Genomic DNA, 14587 nt, shown 5'->3' with positions numbered 1-14587 from the left:
GCTGATTTAGTTTAAGTAAACTCATAATGTGGAGACCCCTTCATGCCGAGGCCTTACGACTTATCCTCGATAACCGCCCTCGTGTGCTTCGAGGCGGCGGCGCGGCATCTGAGCTTCAAGCAGGCCGCAGGCGAGATGAACGTGACGCCGGCGGCGATCAGCCATCAGATAAAGGCGCTCGAAAGCGATCTGGGCTGCCCGCTGTTCATCCGCCGCAGCAAGGGCGTGGAGCTGACCGAAAAAGGCGCTTTCCTGTTTGTTGCGCTTCAGCGCGGTTTTGAGGCGATCTCGGATGTTATCGGCGAGATAAGGGATCGTCCCGAGGCGGTCGATGTGACCATTCGGGCGACCACGGCGGTCAGTTCGCTCTGGCTCACGCCGAAAATATCCGCTTTCTGGAAATTTCATCCCGCAGTCACCATCGCCCAAATCGTCAGCGATGTTCCGGCGCAGGCGAACCGCTGCGATCTCAGCATTCACTATGGCAATCCGGAAGACGATCATTGCGAATATCGCAAGCTTTTTCAGGACAGGATCGTCGCACTCGGAACCCCGCGCTTCATGGCGGAACACGGCATTTCCTCGATAAAAGACTTGCTCAGGGCTCCCCTGATCCATTCGAGCAGCGAGGAAACCAACTGGACAAGCTGGTCCGACTGGTTCCAGTCATTGGGTCTCCCCGCTCCGAAAGGCCGGGGCTTCCATGTCAACAATTACACGATTGCGCTTCAGAGCGCGCAGGACGACATTGGCGCGGTGCTGGGGTGGGATGGATTGGTCGGCAACCTGATGCAGGACGGCTCGCTGATCCCGCTTGTGCCCGAAAGCATCGCCTCACCCGTGGCGTTTCATCTGAAAATTCACCCACGCGCCTCGGCACAGGCCCGGCTGTTCGCGGACTGGCTGGTCAAGAGCGCATAAACTCAGGGGCTTACGAGCCGGCGCCCAGGAAGGTCAGTCGGCTAAGGACCGTGTAACTGGATTCCGAGGCCATCAGGGCGGTGAAGATGAGCACGAGGACCGGGGGAAGCAGGATCACATAGATCAGGACCAGCCGTTCCCAGGCCAGATGCATGAAGATCGCAATGATGAGCCCCGCCTTCAGCAGCATGAACAGGATGATCAGCGACCACCTTGGATAGCTCTGGATGCCGAGATAATCGACCATGTAGGAGAAGGCGCTGAGGACGAAAAGCAGGCCCCAGACCACCATGTAAAGCCTTATCGGATGCTGCTGTCCCGAATGTGTCTGTTCCTGTGCCATGATGCCATCCTCACTCACCACAGATAGAAGAATGCAAAGATGAAGACCCACACCAGATCGACGAAGTGCCAATAAAGGCCCATGATCTCGACGATCTCGTAATGCCCCTTGCGGCTGGTGAAAAACCCCCGCCTTTCCTCATCGAAATCGCCCCGCCACACCTTGCGCGCGATGATGAGGAGAAACAGCACGCCAATCGAGACATGGGTGCCGTGAAAGCCCGTGATCATGAAGAAGGACGAGCCGAATTGCGCAGCCCCCCAGGGGTTTTCCCAGGGACGCACGCCTTCCTTGATCAGTTTCGTCCATTCGAAGGCCTGCATTCCGACGAATGTCGCGCCGAGCGCCGCCGTCAACACCATCAGTGCGGCGGTCTTGCGGCGATCGCGGCGGTATCCGAAGTTGACGGCCATGGCCATCGTGCCGCTGCTGCTGATGAGGACGAAGGTCATGATGGCGATCAGGATCAGCGGAATTTCCACGCCGCCGATCGTCAGGGCGAAAACCTCGCTCGGATTGGGCCAGGCGATGGTGGTCGACATGCGCGCCGACATATAGGCCAGGAGAAAACAACCGAAGATGAAGATGTCACTGAGGATGAATATCCACATCATCGCCTTGCCCCAGGAGACGTTCTTGAACGCCCGCTGGTCCGATGACAGATCGGCGGCGATGCCGCGCAGTCCCGTCGGCCGCAGATGCGGATCACTTGCTGGTCTTTCCACGGACACGGTCATGATCGACACTCCTTAGAGGACTTCCAGTAAAAGTGCGGCGGCCTATTCAGGTTCATCTCCCGCAGCTCTAGCTGACCAATTGACGGCAGAGATCGACGAAACTGTTCGCCCAGCCGGCGAAGAGCGCAAAAAGGATCAGCCAGACGACCAGCATGAAATGCCAGTATATGGCGCACATCTCCACGCTCAGGCGTATCCGCGCCGACAGGGGCTCGATCCGGGCACGGATTGCGGTGCGTCCGAGCACGAAAAGCCCGCCCACTATGTGCAGCCCGTGCAGCCCGGTAATCATGTAGAAGAAGCTGTTCGATGGATTGTTCGCCAGCACGTAACCCGCAGAGGTGAGTTGCCACCACGCCATGAACTGCCCGCCGACAAAGAGAAGGCCTGTCACAAAGGCGGTCGCAAGAGCCGCGTTCAGCCTGTCGCGATGAGTGGCACCGACTTCGGTTTTCGCCCATTGCAGCGCCAGACTGCTGGCGGCAAGGGCCGCGGTATTTGCCCATAACAGCCCCGGGACGGGGATGCCCCACCAGTCTGCGCCGCCCATGCGGCCGAGATAGGCGCTGATGAGCAGCGTGAACAGCGCACCGACGACACCCAGAAAAATACCGAGCCCGAGTTTCGCGATCATCGCCGGAGATCTCTGCATCTGCGGCGTACCACCTGCCGGCCCGACTTCCAGCCAGGGTTTGGAGGTCAGCCGCTGGCCCGCCATCCACCAGCCGATGATGCCCGCTATTCCCGCCATGAAAATGAGAATGGCGATCATGACAAGGCCCTCTCGGACGGCCCGGCTGCCGGCGGCTGGTTTTGCGGCAAAAAGTCCTCAGCCGCGCCCGGCACGCTGTAATCATAGGGCCAACGATAGACCACCGGCAGCTCCTTGCCCCAGTTGCCATGAACCGGCGGAGTTTGCGGCGTTTGCCATTCCAGCGTCGTTGCCCGCCATGGATTGCCGCCCGCCTTTTTGCCCCAGCGCAGGCTCCAGTCGAGATTGAACAGGAATAGCAATTGCGCCGCCCCCACAACGAGCGCAGCCACGGTGATGAACATGTTCAGCGTGTGTGCCGAAGCTGGAATGAATGCGCTTTCGCCCAGTTCGTAATAACGGCGCGGCACGCCAATCAACCCGAGATAATGCATCGGGAAGAAGATGGCATAGGCGCCGAGAAAGGTGACCCAGAAATGGACATGCCCCATCGCCTCGTTCAGCATCCGGCCCGTGACTTTCGGATACCAATGATGGATCGCACCGAAGATCACCATGATCGGCGCAACCCCCATGACCATGTGGAAATGGGCGACGACGAACATGGTGTCCGAAAGCGGCACGTCGACGACGACATTGCCGAGGAAGAGGCCGGTCAAACCGCCATTGAGGAATGTGACGATGAAGGCGAGCGCAAACAGCATCGGCAGGGTCAGGTGGATATCGCCGCGCCAGAGCGTCAGCACCCAGTTATAGACCTTGATCGCCGTGGGTACGGCAATGATCAGCGTCGTGGTCGCGAAAAAGAAGCCGAAATTCGGATTCATGCCGCTGACATACATGTGATGCGCCCAGACGACGAAGCTCAGCGCCGCGATGATGACGATCGCCCAGACCATCATCCGGTAACCGAAGATATTCTTGCGCGCATGGGTGCTGATCAGATCCGAAACGATGCCGAAGGCCGGAAGGGCGACGATATAGACTTCCGGATGGCCGAAGAACCAGAACAGGTGCTGGAACAGGATGGGACTGCCGCCCTCCTGTTTCAATTGCTCACCCATCTCGACGATGGCCGGCATGAAGAAGCTGGTGCCGAGCAGCCGGTCGAACAACATCATGACAGCCGCAACGAGGAGCGCCGGGAAGGCGAGCAGCGCCATGGCGGTCGCCGTGAAGATGCCCCATATCGTCAGGGGCATGCGCATCAGCGTCATGCCGCGTGTGCGGCCCTGCAGCACCGTGACGACATAATTCAGCCCGCCAAGGGTGAAACCGATGATGAACAGGATCAGCGACAACAGCATCAGGATGATGCCCCAGTCACGCCCTCCCGGCGTTCCCGATAGAAGCGCCTGCGGCGGATAAAGCGTCCAGCCGGCGCCCGTCGGCCCGCCGGGCGCAAAAAAACCAGCAACCAGCACGAGGACCGCGGAGAGATAAAGCCAGTAGCTCAGCATGTTCGCATAGGGAAACACCATGTCGCGTGCGCCGAGCATCAGGGGGATCAGGTAATTGCCGAAACCGCCGAGGAACAGCGCGGTGAGCAGGTAGATCACCATGATCATGCCGTGCATGGTGATGAACTGATAATAATGTTCGACATCGATGAAGGCGAAATAACCGGGAAAACCGAGTTGCAGCCGCATCAGCCACGACAGCACCAGGGCCAACATGCCGATTGCAACGGCCGTCAGGAAATATTGAATGGCGATGACCTTGGCATCCTGGCTGAAGACATATTTCGTCCACCAGCTTTTCGGATGATAAAGCTCGACATCCTCGACTTCAGCTGACGGGATGATCTGCCCGGCGCCGGTTTCAATCTCGACCATATTCCGTCCTCCCTGTTCCCTCCGATACGGTCTTTCCTTCAACGGCGCATGGCGCTCACCTGGCCGCCGATTTTTCCGCCGATGCGAGCGATTTTCCGAAAGTCGGTTGCTGTTGCAGCCAGGCCTGATAGTCAGCCTCGGTATCGACGATGACGGTGCCGCGCATCTGCGGATGGCCGACCCCGCACAATTCCGCGCAGAGAACCTCGAAGGTTCCCGTCCGCGTAGGGGTGAACCAGTAATAGGTGACCGAACCGGGAATCATGTCCATCTTGGCCCGGAACTCCGGCACGTAGAAATCATGCACCACGTCGATGGCGCGCAGCAGCATTTTCACCGGCCTGCCGGCGGGCAGATGCAACTCGCCGCCGTCAACGATGACATCATCCATTCCGGCGGGATCGTTCCTGTTCAAACCGAGCGGATTGTCCGGCGTGATGGCGCGCGTATCCGCCCGCCCGAGCCGCCCGTCCGCTCCGGGAAGCCTGAAACTCCATTGCCATTGCTTTCCGACGACCTCCACCTCGCCGGCGCCGTCCGGCACGGTTACGAACTGGTGCCACACGAAGAGGCCGGGCAGAAGCATCACAGCCACCCCAACCCCGGTGCCTCCGGCAAGCCATGCTTCCAGACGCTTGTTTTCGGGCTCGTATGCCGCCTGATTTCCGGCGCGATGCCTGAAGCGCAGCACACAATAGGCAACGAACAGCACGATGGCCGAGAAGACAAATCCGGTGATCCAGAAGGTGATGATGATCGTATTGTCGATATAGCTCCAGTTGGAGGCAATCGGCGTCCACCACCAAGGGCTCAGCAGGTGGAATGCGACCGACCCCACCACCAGCAGAACGAGAACCACAACGACAGCCATCGTCTCCTCCCCGAACACGGCCGCGACTATTTCTACAATCCTATCGCGAAACGTATTAGCATTATCTCATGAACAGGTCGGGCGAGCAATTGCGGCAACCGCAGCCATTCGTCCGTCAATCGGCCCTCACCCATCAAGCCCCCCCGATGCGAGACGGGCCGCTCTCACCGGTCATTTCGTTACCTAGAATATTGCTTCAGATAGGCGATCAGATTGGTGATATCGGTGTCGTCCTTCAGCCCGACAAAGGCCATTTTCGTGCCCTTCACCTTCATCCTTGGGTCGTGCAAATAATCGCGGAGCGATGTCTCGTTCCACACCAGACCGGCTTTGCCCGCATCCCGCATCGCCTGCGAATAGGCGAAATCCGGATGTGTGGCGGCGGCTCTGCCGAACAGGCGGTTCAGCGAGGGTCCAACCTTGTTCTGGTCCGTTTCTGCGGCATGGCAAATGGCGCATTTCTTGAAAACGGTGGCCCCGGCAGCAGTGTCGCCCTCCTGCGCATGCGCGTTAAACGGGAGGGTAATGGCGAAAAGCAGACAGATCGGAAGAAAGCGATACGACATGGCATCCTCACGCGTTCCATCGCCCTCCCCGCCGCAAGGCGGGAAGGATGATCGACGCTGGATTTCCGTTATGAATTCAGGGCATGCGATTTGGATAAACGGGGACGATCAATTTCCGATAGAGGTGCCAGGTCGCGTGTCCGAGGATGGGCATGACGACCGCAAGGCCGACGAAGACGGGGATCGTGCCGACGACGAGCAGCGCCGCGACGATCAATCCCCAAAGTGCAACCGGAACCGGATTGGCAAGCGTGGCGCGAATGCTCGCATCCACCGCCGCGACTGCACCGACATCCCGATCCAGCAGCAGCGGGAAGGCCACCACCGTTGTCGCCAGCACAACGACCGCGAATACGAAACCGGCCAGGTTCCCCCAGATTATCAGGGAGAGGCCCTGCGGAGTCGTCAGCACATCCGACAGAAAGGTCGAGAGCGCGACCGGACCGACCGCATCGAAGGTCGTGGTGTAGATGCGCTGCGCAATAATCAGCCAGACGACAAAAAGCGTAAACAGCATAACGGCGACTGCGACGATCGACGGCAGGGCCGGAGATTGACGCACCTCCAGCGCATGGCGCCATGAACTGTCCAACCCCTGCTCGCGCCGTCGGCTGATTTCATAAAGACCGATGGCCGCGATCGGACCGATCAGCGCAAAACCTGACATCAAGGGATAAATCAGCGGCAGCAGATTGGCGCCGGAGCTCCACATGACCAGGAAAACACCGGCGATCGGATACATGAGACAGAGAAAGACATAGTGGGACGGCTTCTCCTTGAAGTCGTCGAGTCCCAGCCTCAATGCATCCACAATATCTGCGATACCAATCTTGCGGACTTCCGGGCGAGTAAATTCACCGCTCGCACCGGCCATGACATGGAATGCCGTCATAGCACTTCTCCTCCTGCGCCATGATCCGGCTGGCGGTATAGGAACGCCCGGAGACTTTTATCTGCGCGTCAAACCGCAGCCGGCCGATTTGTAATTTATCAAATCCGGCCGCCTTTGTCGCCTATTCTTTAAACCTGGGAAATTTGATACTATCGGTGTGGCCAGCGCGTTTTGGCGCCGATACTTCGAAGACAATCCTGCCGTTGCGCTTCCCGAACTGGCAAGCCGGCACATGACGGCGGAAAGCGCCTCGGTGGAAGCGAACTAGTCGACCGGAGAGCCGTTTCGAACACCCGCCGACGACGACGGCAGGGATTGAAGCCGCGCCAAAACATGCCTTAGATCACTGGCGCTGCCACAGATACAAATCTCGGGTATGCCCGCATCGGTAGCAACGGCCAGAACATGCTCCGCATCGAGTTGCCGCCATTCGCCCGACAAACCTTCTGCGGGCAGGGCCGCAACAAAGGTCTGCGAACCGGCCATATCGATAACGATTTCCGGGAGTGGTATGGCAAGCCCTGCCCCATTCGCCTTCGCGGCGGCCTCCTTTGCGGTCCACAGTTTCAGGAAACCGACGTTTTTGCCCTCGCCTGGCGCCAGGAACACCGAGGCGATCTCCCGCCAGAAGTCGTCCTCTCTTTCGGATTCGACGTCGACACCGATACGACCCGACCATGAGAGCGCGACGGCGACCCAATCACCGCCATGCGATAAATTAAAATCCAACCGGCCGCCATTGACGAGAACGGGCTTGCCGCCCGCCGCCCGCGAAAAATGCAGATCTTCGGTATTCTTTCCAACAGCCGCACCGATCAGCAGCCGCTTGACGACATGTGCCGCCTGATAGCGGGAACTATCCTCCTTTTTGTGGAAGCGTTCCGCCTGGGCCTGCTCGGCCTCGTTGAGGAGCATGGTCGCATCATAAGCTGCGAGAACTTCGCAGACAGGGATTGCGACGACGACATCTGATCCAACCTGGCCGTTATCAACCATTTTTAGTTCGCTCATCTCAACAAAATCTCTTGTCCGAAAAGAGAAATTCCCTTGCCGGAGTCAACAGCACAAGTCGTCGCCATTCTCAACTCCTGCGCCGCGAGATTTCCCATCGGCAGACACAAGCCTCCGGGCTTTCGCTTCCCGATGCCGCTGCCGGTCGGGATATTTTTTTTATGACAATGTCCTAAAGAGCAGATGCTGTTCGTCTAAATCACGAGAGGAAATTTGCACTTTCCGTTTCTCGGTGTGAGGAGAACCACGATGTATCTGACCAGGGAATCTGAAATCGCAATCGGCATTCTGACCAACTGCATACATGAAGCAGAGGAAGCCCATACGACGAGAAAGCTGGCTCACCGGCTCGGGGTGACGAAAGACCATGCGGCGAGAGTGGTTGCAATTCTCGTCAGAAACGGCCTGTTGCAGAGCAGGCGTGGGCGCACCGGCGGTGTCGTTCTCAATGTCGATCCGGAAAGTCTTTCCGTGGGCATGATCCTGCGAGCCACACAGCCGGTTATCGTCAGGCGGCCGCGCACGCGCAACACCAATCCTTCCGGCACGGCGGGCATTTTCCATATGCTGGCGGAAGCCACCTCCGAATATTTCATCGAACTTGCCGACACCTACAAGATAGCCGACGTCACCCCGACAAAGATCGACGGTTCAAAGTGTCGCAGTCGGCGATTGGCGCCGCCGGTGCCATCTGCGGGCGAGACCGACGCTGTGAGACGGTTGAATGCGACAATCTGAAATCATCTTGAGGAGAGTTGCATTTGATACGCATCGTCAGAGCCAAACTACACGGCATCACCGTAACGGGAGCCGATCTTGATTATCACGGATCCATCACGCTGGATCCCGAGCATTGCGACCTCGCCGGCATCAGACCTCTGGAATTCGTCGATATCTGGAACAAGCAGAGCGGCGCCAGAATTTCGACCTATGTGATTTTCGGCGAAGCGGGATCAAGATGCTGCATCCTGAACGGCGCTGCGGCGCGCACCTGCCAGCGTGGCGATCAGGTCATCATATGCTCGTCGTCTTACGTGCAGGAAACGGCGCTTTATGACACCGCTCCCATGGTCCTCACTTTCACGCCGAAAAACGACGTGAAGGACGTTCTGCGTTATCGCGTCAAGGAAACGGCGCGGCGCCCCTTCGACTTCTTTATCGAGACCCTGCCGCATGGGCAAAACCCCGATATGGAAGAAGAGAGCATGGCAGATCGGGCCATTGCCTGAAACCGTGCCGGGCGTGAAAAACTGCGCCGGTCTTTAGAGACGGGCGCGCCTCGCCGCGGCAGCCGGGCTGGCTGGCGAAGAAAGCCGTGGCTGGTCGTCACCCGTCATCTGGACCACCGTCTGCTGGCTTGAGGTCAGCAGACGACAATCCAGACAGCTGAGGGGAACTTTGCTCTCCGGGGCGATCAGATCGGCAATCGTGAAGCGATCGAGCAGACGGGCAAAAAAAGACGATGTCGTTGAAACGATACGGCTCAGGAATGCTTCGGTTTCCGATTGAGGCAATGAGAGATTGCCTTCACCTTCCCCGAGTAATTCCGGCTGTATCAGCCGCAACACCTCGGTCAGTTTCACCGTTTCCGGTTCCCTTGCCAGTTTCAGGCCGCCGCCGGGGCCCCGTTCGCTTTGGAGCAGGCCGTTTCGGGCGAGCAAGGCGACAACCTGATAGGTATGGTCTTTCGTCGAACCGATTTCCTCCGAGACCTTTTGAACCGATACGATTTCGTTCCCCTGCCGCGCACATACCGCAAGTATGCCAAAGGCGATTTCAGTCTGCCGTTTCAGATGCATCGTTTATGAACGTCCTCATGACGAGTGGCGGGGATCGCCGGTCCGGCATTCACACTATCGCGTAATATCACTGCATTCAATTGTTCCATGGACATAACCGCCCCCCGGCGCACCGGCCGGATCAGCCCGCCTCCTGTCCCGCCCGGCGTGAGAGCCAGCGGTGCAGGAACAGACCGCCCTTTATGGTCTCTTCGACGATCAGCGACCACCAGACGCCCGTCACGCCGAGATTCAGGAACGAGCAGAAGAACCAGGCCATGGGAAGGCCGAGCCCCCATGTCACGGTCAGGCTCACAAAAACCGGCCAGCGAACATCTCCCACCGCCCGCAGCGATTGAAACAGGATCGTATTAAATGCAAATCCCGGCTGAACGAATATCGTCAGAAACAGCAGGCTGCCACACAATTCGATGACGGCCGGATTGTCGGTGAACAACCGGGTATAAGAAGCCGATGCGAGCCAGATCAGCGTGGCAAGCCCGGTTGTCGTCGCGGCCGCAATGCCCGCTGACCGAAGGGCCTGGCTCTTCGCCGCCTCGAGCCTTCGTTCGCCGAACCGATACCCGATCAGAACCTCGTTCCCCTGGCTGATTGCCATGACGACGACGACCAGAAACGCCATGGCAAGCATCGTATAGGTACGCCCAAGCACGGCATCGACACCGGATCTGGCGACCAGCCCCAGAAGAATGATCTGATAAAAACTGTAGGCGATGTAATCGGTGACGCTCGGCAGGGCGATTGCGATCATCCGGCGGGCGGTTGCGAGGCGCGCGATCGTATCTGCAAGCGAGAAACGCAGCCCCAGCTTGCGGACGAGCACCGGTGTCAAAACGGAGGCGGTCAGCAGGCGCACGCTCAGCGTGCCGATTGCCGCACCTGTCACGCCCATAGCCGGCAAAGGTCCAACGCCCAGAATGAGCACCCATTCGGCAAGAAGATAAAAGGCCGATACGCCCACCCCGAATGCAAGAATCAACCTGCTGTGGCCGAATGCGCGCAGGCAGGCCAGACCGGCGGCAATGAAGCCGTTAAAGATCATGCCAACCGCGACGATGTTCAGGTAAAGGCCGGCTTCATCGTTCAGGGAGGTCGATCCCGCCAGCTGTTCCAGCACGAAGGGACCCGCAACGATCAACGACAGGCCAAGCGCCAGGCCGACGAGCGTGTTGGTCAAGAGCGCCACCGCCACCACCTGCCGCGCCGCGCCCACCTCTGCCCGTCCAAGATGCCGGGAAATAACGATGACCGCGCCGATGCCAACCAGCCCCGACAATTCGAAAGCGATCATCATCACCTGTTTGGCGACGGCAACGGCCGCCGCGGCTTCTGCCGAATAGGCGCTTATTATCGCCGTATCGACCAGGTTGACGAAGAAACTCAGCAGCGAATGAAGCAGGAGCGGAAAGCTCAGTTGGAATAGGGTGGGCTTACCATGCGCATTGATGTCTTCTGTCCCGGCGGTTGCGACGCCCTGTTCCATGGCTGCTGTTCCTGATCGACTTCATGGGACGGGTCAGGCGAAATTGCCGGACCTGATGCGCCGTTGCAATTGCCGTTCACGCCCCTGCACCCTGGTATCGCTTCGCCCGCGCGCCGTCTCAGCCGGCGTGGCTTTGCCGTGCTGGAGATCGATTATGTGGCCAGCCAGCGTTTCCAGTGTGGGGAAACGGAAAAAATCCGTGACCTCCAGCTCGATGCCAAGGGCATCGCGCACCTTGGCCGGCATGGCGACGATCAGCAGGGAATCACCTCCCAGCTCGAAGAAATTGTCGTTGACGCCAATATCCTCTCGCTTCAGCATCTTCTGCCAGACGGCATGCAGAGCCTGCTCGACGCGGTTTCCCGGCGAATTGATCTCGGAAACGGCCCTTTCCGAGCGATCCGGCAGCGGCAGACGCTTGCGATCCACCTTGCCGTTCGCATTCTTGGGAAAGTCTTCCAGAAGAATGAAATGTGAAGGCACCATGTAACGCGGCAACCGCGCCGAAAGCGCCCTGCTCAACCTTATACCCATGGCCCCCTTGTCGACCTTGCCGGAACGATCCTCGAGGAGAACATAGGCCAGAAGCTGCTCCTTATTCGCATCGAGCAGAACCAGCACCTGGTCGACCCCATCCTCCTCCTGAAGAAGGCTCTCGATTTCTCCGACCTCGATGCGATAACCGCGCAGCTTGATCTGGAAGTCGGTCCGTCCGACGAAATCCAGGCTGCCATCCGGCCTGCGCACGACGAGATCACCCGTCTTGTAAAGGCGGGAACCCGGCGTGAATGTCAGATCATACGGATCAGGAACGAATTTTTCGGCCGCGAGCGCCGGCCGGTCCCAGTACCCCCGGCTCAAGCCTATGCCGCCGATGTGCAGCTCTCCCGGCACCCCTTCCGGAACGGGGTCCATATAGGCGTCGAGAACGAGGAAGGACGTGTTGTCCAGCCGCCCGCCGATTGGCACCTTGCCGCTTCTGGAGTGCGCCTCGGTCACCAGCAGCGCACCCGCCCAGATCGTCGTCTCGGTGGGGCCATATACATTCCAGAGAGAGCCGATCTTGCGAATGAGCCGGCCGGCGAGCTGTGCGTCGAGAGCCTCACCGCCGCAGAGCCCGGTCAGGGATTTTCGTCCCTCCCAACCGCTGTCCAGCAACATTCTCCATGTGGCGGGCGTCGCCTGGAAATGCGAAATATCGTATTCGTCCAGCGTCCTGCCCAGCTTCTCGGGTTGAAGCAGCAGGTCCGGTTCACGCATCACCACAGTGGCGCCGACACTCAGCGGCCAGAGCATTTCCAGAACGGAAATGTCGAATGCAGGTGTTGTTACCGAGAGCATTCGGTCCCCGGCCTTTATACCGGGCTGATGCGCCAGTGACTGGAATTGATTGAGCAGGCCCCGGTGCGTAATCGGCACTCCCTTTGGCCGCCCCGTACTGCCGCTTGTGTAGAGAATGTAGATGTCGCTGTGGTCCGGCATGGACGTAAGCGCGGCATCGGACTGGTTTTCAAGATGATGAACCGGATCGATGCAGGCTATGCCGGAAAAAGGCGTCGGGTCGTTTGTCAGCACCAGAACGGCTGCGGCATCTTCCAGCACGTAACCGACCCTGTCTGCCGGGTGGCGCGGATCGATCGGAACATAGACCGCGCCGGCCTTTATGATGGCGAGGAAAGATATGATGCAGCTTGCCTGCCCCGGCAATGAAACCGCCACCCGCATTCCCGGCTTCACCGGCTTGTCCAGCGTAAGGAGCGCCCGCGCGAGGTTGTCGGAAGCCTCCTCCAGCTGGCTATAGGTCCAGCTCCTGTCCGCGCATTCGATGGCAATCTTTTCGGGATGGCGGCGGGCCGCACCGCTTATCAGCTCATGCACGCCATTGACCGGGAGAGGCCGCGCCACAAGCGCGCCCGATGACAGAAGCGTTTCGCGTTCGTCGGCCGGGATATAGTCAAAGGTGGGGAGAAGGGCATCGGGGGAAGAAAGCACCGAGCGCAACAGATTTTCGAAATGCTCCAGCAACCGCTTCATTCGCACTGCCTCGAACCGGCCGGACCGGTACTCAACGGTGACCAGCGCACCCGATGCGCGCTCCATGATCATCCAGCTCATATCGAGCTTTGCTTCCGCCACCGGCACCGCTTCCTGCCACACCCGCAGGCTGGCGTCTCCCAGATCGAAGCCCTGCGCATTCTGCTGCCGGTAGCCCATCGTCTGGACCTGAAAGGAGATCTGGAACGGCGAATTTTCCACGCCTTCGCGGTTGCTGCCCAGCACATCCATCAACTCCGCAAAGGGATAGTCCTGATGTTCCAGGGCATTGGCAAAATCTTCCTGGACCCGTTTCGTCCAATCCCGAAACGACAGGGTGGGGCTTAGATCGTTGCGCAACACGATCGTATTGGTGAACAGGCCGATCAAGCCTGCCATATCGGGATCGCTGCGACCGGCGACGGGCACACAGACAGCAAGGTCCCTGCGCCCGGTATAACGGTGGTGCAAGAGCTGGAAAACAGCGGCAAACACGACGAATGTCGTCGTGCCGAGTTTGGCGGCAAGGGCCGACACCGCAGACATCAAGTCCTGCGGGATTTCGCTCACCAGCGTCTCGCAGGCCATATCCGCCGTTTCGTGCCGGGGATAGTCGGCGGGAAACTCCTGCGGCTCGAAATTTTGCAGCCGGTTGATCCAGAAGTGCTTTTGCCGCTCATAGTCCGCGGTGCCGGACCATTTTTGCCTCGACCGGACAAAATCGCCATAGGATCGCGGCAAAGGATCGAGGACCGGTTCCCGCCCATTTGCCACCGCGGCATAACATGACGAAAATTCGCGCATCAGAATACCGCGGGACCACCCGTCGGCCACGGTGTGATGGAAGACAAACACGAGAATATGCTCGTGTTCTCCAACCTGGAGAAGATGCGTCCGCATCAATGGCGCTTTCGACAGGTCGAAAGGTGCACGTGCGATCCGGTATATGACCTCGTCGCGGTCGGCGGCAGAGATTTCCCTGCAATCGGAAACGACAAGTTCGGGCTCGACATTGCCGTGAACCTGCTGCCACGGCCTGCCGTCCTCAAGCGGAAAAGCCGTTCGCAGCGGCTCGTGCCGTTCAACGAGGATTCGAAGCGTGCGGATGATAGCGTCATGGTCGAGCGGGCCGTCAATATGCCACCTATATGGAATGACATAGGCCGAACTATCCGGGAAAATCTTCTGCTGCAGCCAGAAATGCATCTGCGATGACGTCAGCGGCAACCGCCCGGCCCCGCCATCGGCGTCCCCATCGTCCGGCGCAATATCGTGCCAGGACATGCCGCGCGCCTCAAGCTGGGCACGCAGCCTTGCGCGCTGCTCCGGGTCAAGATTTGCGATGCGGTTGCGCAATGCGGCAATGGTCTCGGCGTTCGACAT

Annotated in this window: 14 protein-coding genes; 3 read left to right on the top strand and 11 right to left on the bottom strand. The window is 59.1% G+C overall.

Features of this window, described 5'->3' with window-relative positions; genetic code table 11:
* The first annotated feature begins 42 nt into the window (after window positions 1-42).
* Window positions 43-921, top strand: coding sequence for a LysR substrate-binding domain-containing protein (locus tag O3S81_RS17095; protein WP_269345040.1), 879 nt, complete (start codon window positions 43-45; stop codon window positions 919-921).
* A gap of 10 nt (window positions 922-931) precedes the next feature.
* Here the strand turns inward: O3S81_RS17095 and O3S81_RS17090 are convergent, their stop codons facing one another.
* The 8 genes from O3S81_RS17090 to O3S81_RS17055 form a co-directional block, all read right to left on the bottom strand.
* On the bottom strand, window positions 932-1264 hold the full coding sequence (locus O3S81_RS17090) for a cytochrome C oxidase subunit IV family protein (protein ID WP_269345039.1): 333 nt from the start codon (window positions 1262-1264) through the stop codon (window positions 932-934).
* A gap of 14 nt (window positions 1265-1278) precedes the next feature.
* The gene (locus O3S81_RS17085) at window positions 1279-2001 is read right to left on the bottom strand and encodes a heme-copper oxidase subunit III family protein (protein WP_269345036.1); all 723 of its coding nucleotides are present in this window, start codon (window positions 1999-2001) and stop codon (window positions 1279-1281) included.
* Between the two features lie 67 nt (window positions 2002-2068).
* On the bottom strand, window positions 2069-2773 hold the full coding sequence (locus tag O3S81_RS17080) for a cytochrome c oxidase subunit 3 (RefSeq protein ID WP_269345034.1): 705 nt from the start codon (window positions 2771-2773) through the stop codon (window positions 2069-2071).
* Window positions 2770-4548 carry a cbb3-type cytochrome c oxidase subunit I gene (locus O3S81_RS17075; protein ID WP_269345032.1) on the bottom strand — a complete coding sequence of 593 codons (1779 nt, stop codon included), beginning with the start codon at window positions 4546-4548 and terminating at the stop codon, window positions 2770-2772. The genes O3S81_RS17080 and O3S81_RS17075 overlap by 4 nt, the downstream gene beginning before the upstream one ends.
* Window positions 4549-4603: 55 nt before the next feature.
* Window positions 4604-5419: a cytochrome c oxidase subunit II gene (locus O3S81_RS17070; RefSeq protein ID WP_269345031.1), complete on the bottom strand. Its 816-nt coding sequence runs from the start codon at window positions 5417-5419 to the stop codon at window positions 4604-4606.
* A gap of 179 nt (window positions 5420-5598) precedes the next feature.
* Window positions 5599-5985: a c-type cytochrome gene (locus O3S81_RS17065; protein WP_269345029.1), complete on the bottom strand. Its 387-nt coding sequence runs from the start codon at window positions 5983-5985 to the stop codon at window positions 5599-5601.
* A gap of 76 nt (window positions 5986-6061) precedes the next feature.
* On the bottom strand, window positions 6062-6877 hold the full coding sequence (locus tag O3S81_RS17060) for a DUF2189 domain-containing protein (protein ID WP_269345027.1): 816 nt from the start codon (window positions 6875-6877) through the stop codon (window positions 6062-6064).
* A gap of 264 nt (window positions 6878-7141) precedes the next feature.
* Window positions 7142-7888 carry a 4'-phosphopantetheinyl transferase family protein gene (locus tag O3S81_RS17055; protein WP_269345026.1) on the bottom strand — a complete coding sequence of 249 codons (747 nt, stop codon included), beginning with the start codon at window positions 7886-7888 and terminating at the stop codon, window positions 7142-7144.
* 249 nt (window positions 7889-8137) lie between these two features.
* On the opposite strand from O3S81_RS17055, the gene O3S81_RS17050 reads away from it, so the two are divergent.
* Both O3S81_RS17050 and panD read left to right on the top strand, forming a co-directional pair.
* A complete protein-coding gene (locus tag O3S81_RS17050; protein WP_269345024.1) occupies window positions 8138-8626 on the top strand; it encodes an Rrf2 family transcriptional regulator in 489 nt (162 codons plus the stop codon).
* Between the two features lie 23 nt (window positions 8627-8649).
* Window positions 8650-9117, top strand: coding sequence for an aspartate 1-decarboxylase (gene panD, locus O3S81_RS17045; RefSeq protein ID WP_269345023.1), 468 nt, complete (start codon window positions 8650-8652; stop codon window positions 9115-9117).
* A gap of 33 nt (window positions 9118-9150) precedes the next feature.
* Here panD and O3S81_RS17040 read toward each other — a convergent pair whose 3' ends face one another.
* From O3S81_RS17040 to O3S81_RS17030, 3 genes are all read right to left on the bottom strand, one after another.
* Window positions 9151-9687 carry an Rrf2 family transcriptional regulator gene (locus O3S81_RS17040; RefSeq protein WP_269345022.1) on the bottom strand — a complete coding sequence of 179 codons (537 nt, stop codon included), beginning with the start codon at window positions 9685-9687 and terminating at the stop codon, window positions 9151-9153.
* Between the two features lie 121 nt (window positions 9688-9808).
* The gene (locus O3S81_RS17035; RefSeq protein ID WP_269345020.1) at window positions 9809-11170 is read right to left on the bottom strand and encodes an MATE family efflux transporter; all 1362 of its coding nucleotides are present in this window, start codon (window positions 11168-11170) and stop codon (window positions 9809-9811) included.
* 33 nt (window positions 11171-11203) lie between these two features.
* The gene (locus tag O3S81_RS17030) at window positions 11204-14587 is read right to left on the bottom strand and encodes a non-ribosomal peptide synthetase (RefSeq protein WP_269345018.1); all 3384 of its coding nucleotides are present in this window, start codon (window positions 14585-14587) and stop codon (window positions 11204-11206) included.

It is taken from the genome of Agrobacterium sp. SOY23, from assembly GCF_027212525.1.
Classification (GTDB): Bacteria; Pseudomonadota; Alphaproteobacteria; order Rhizobiales; family Rhizobiaceae; genus Agrobacterium; species Agrobacterium tumefaciens_I.
This window is presented reverse-complemented; position numbering and strand designations above follow the sequence as displayed.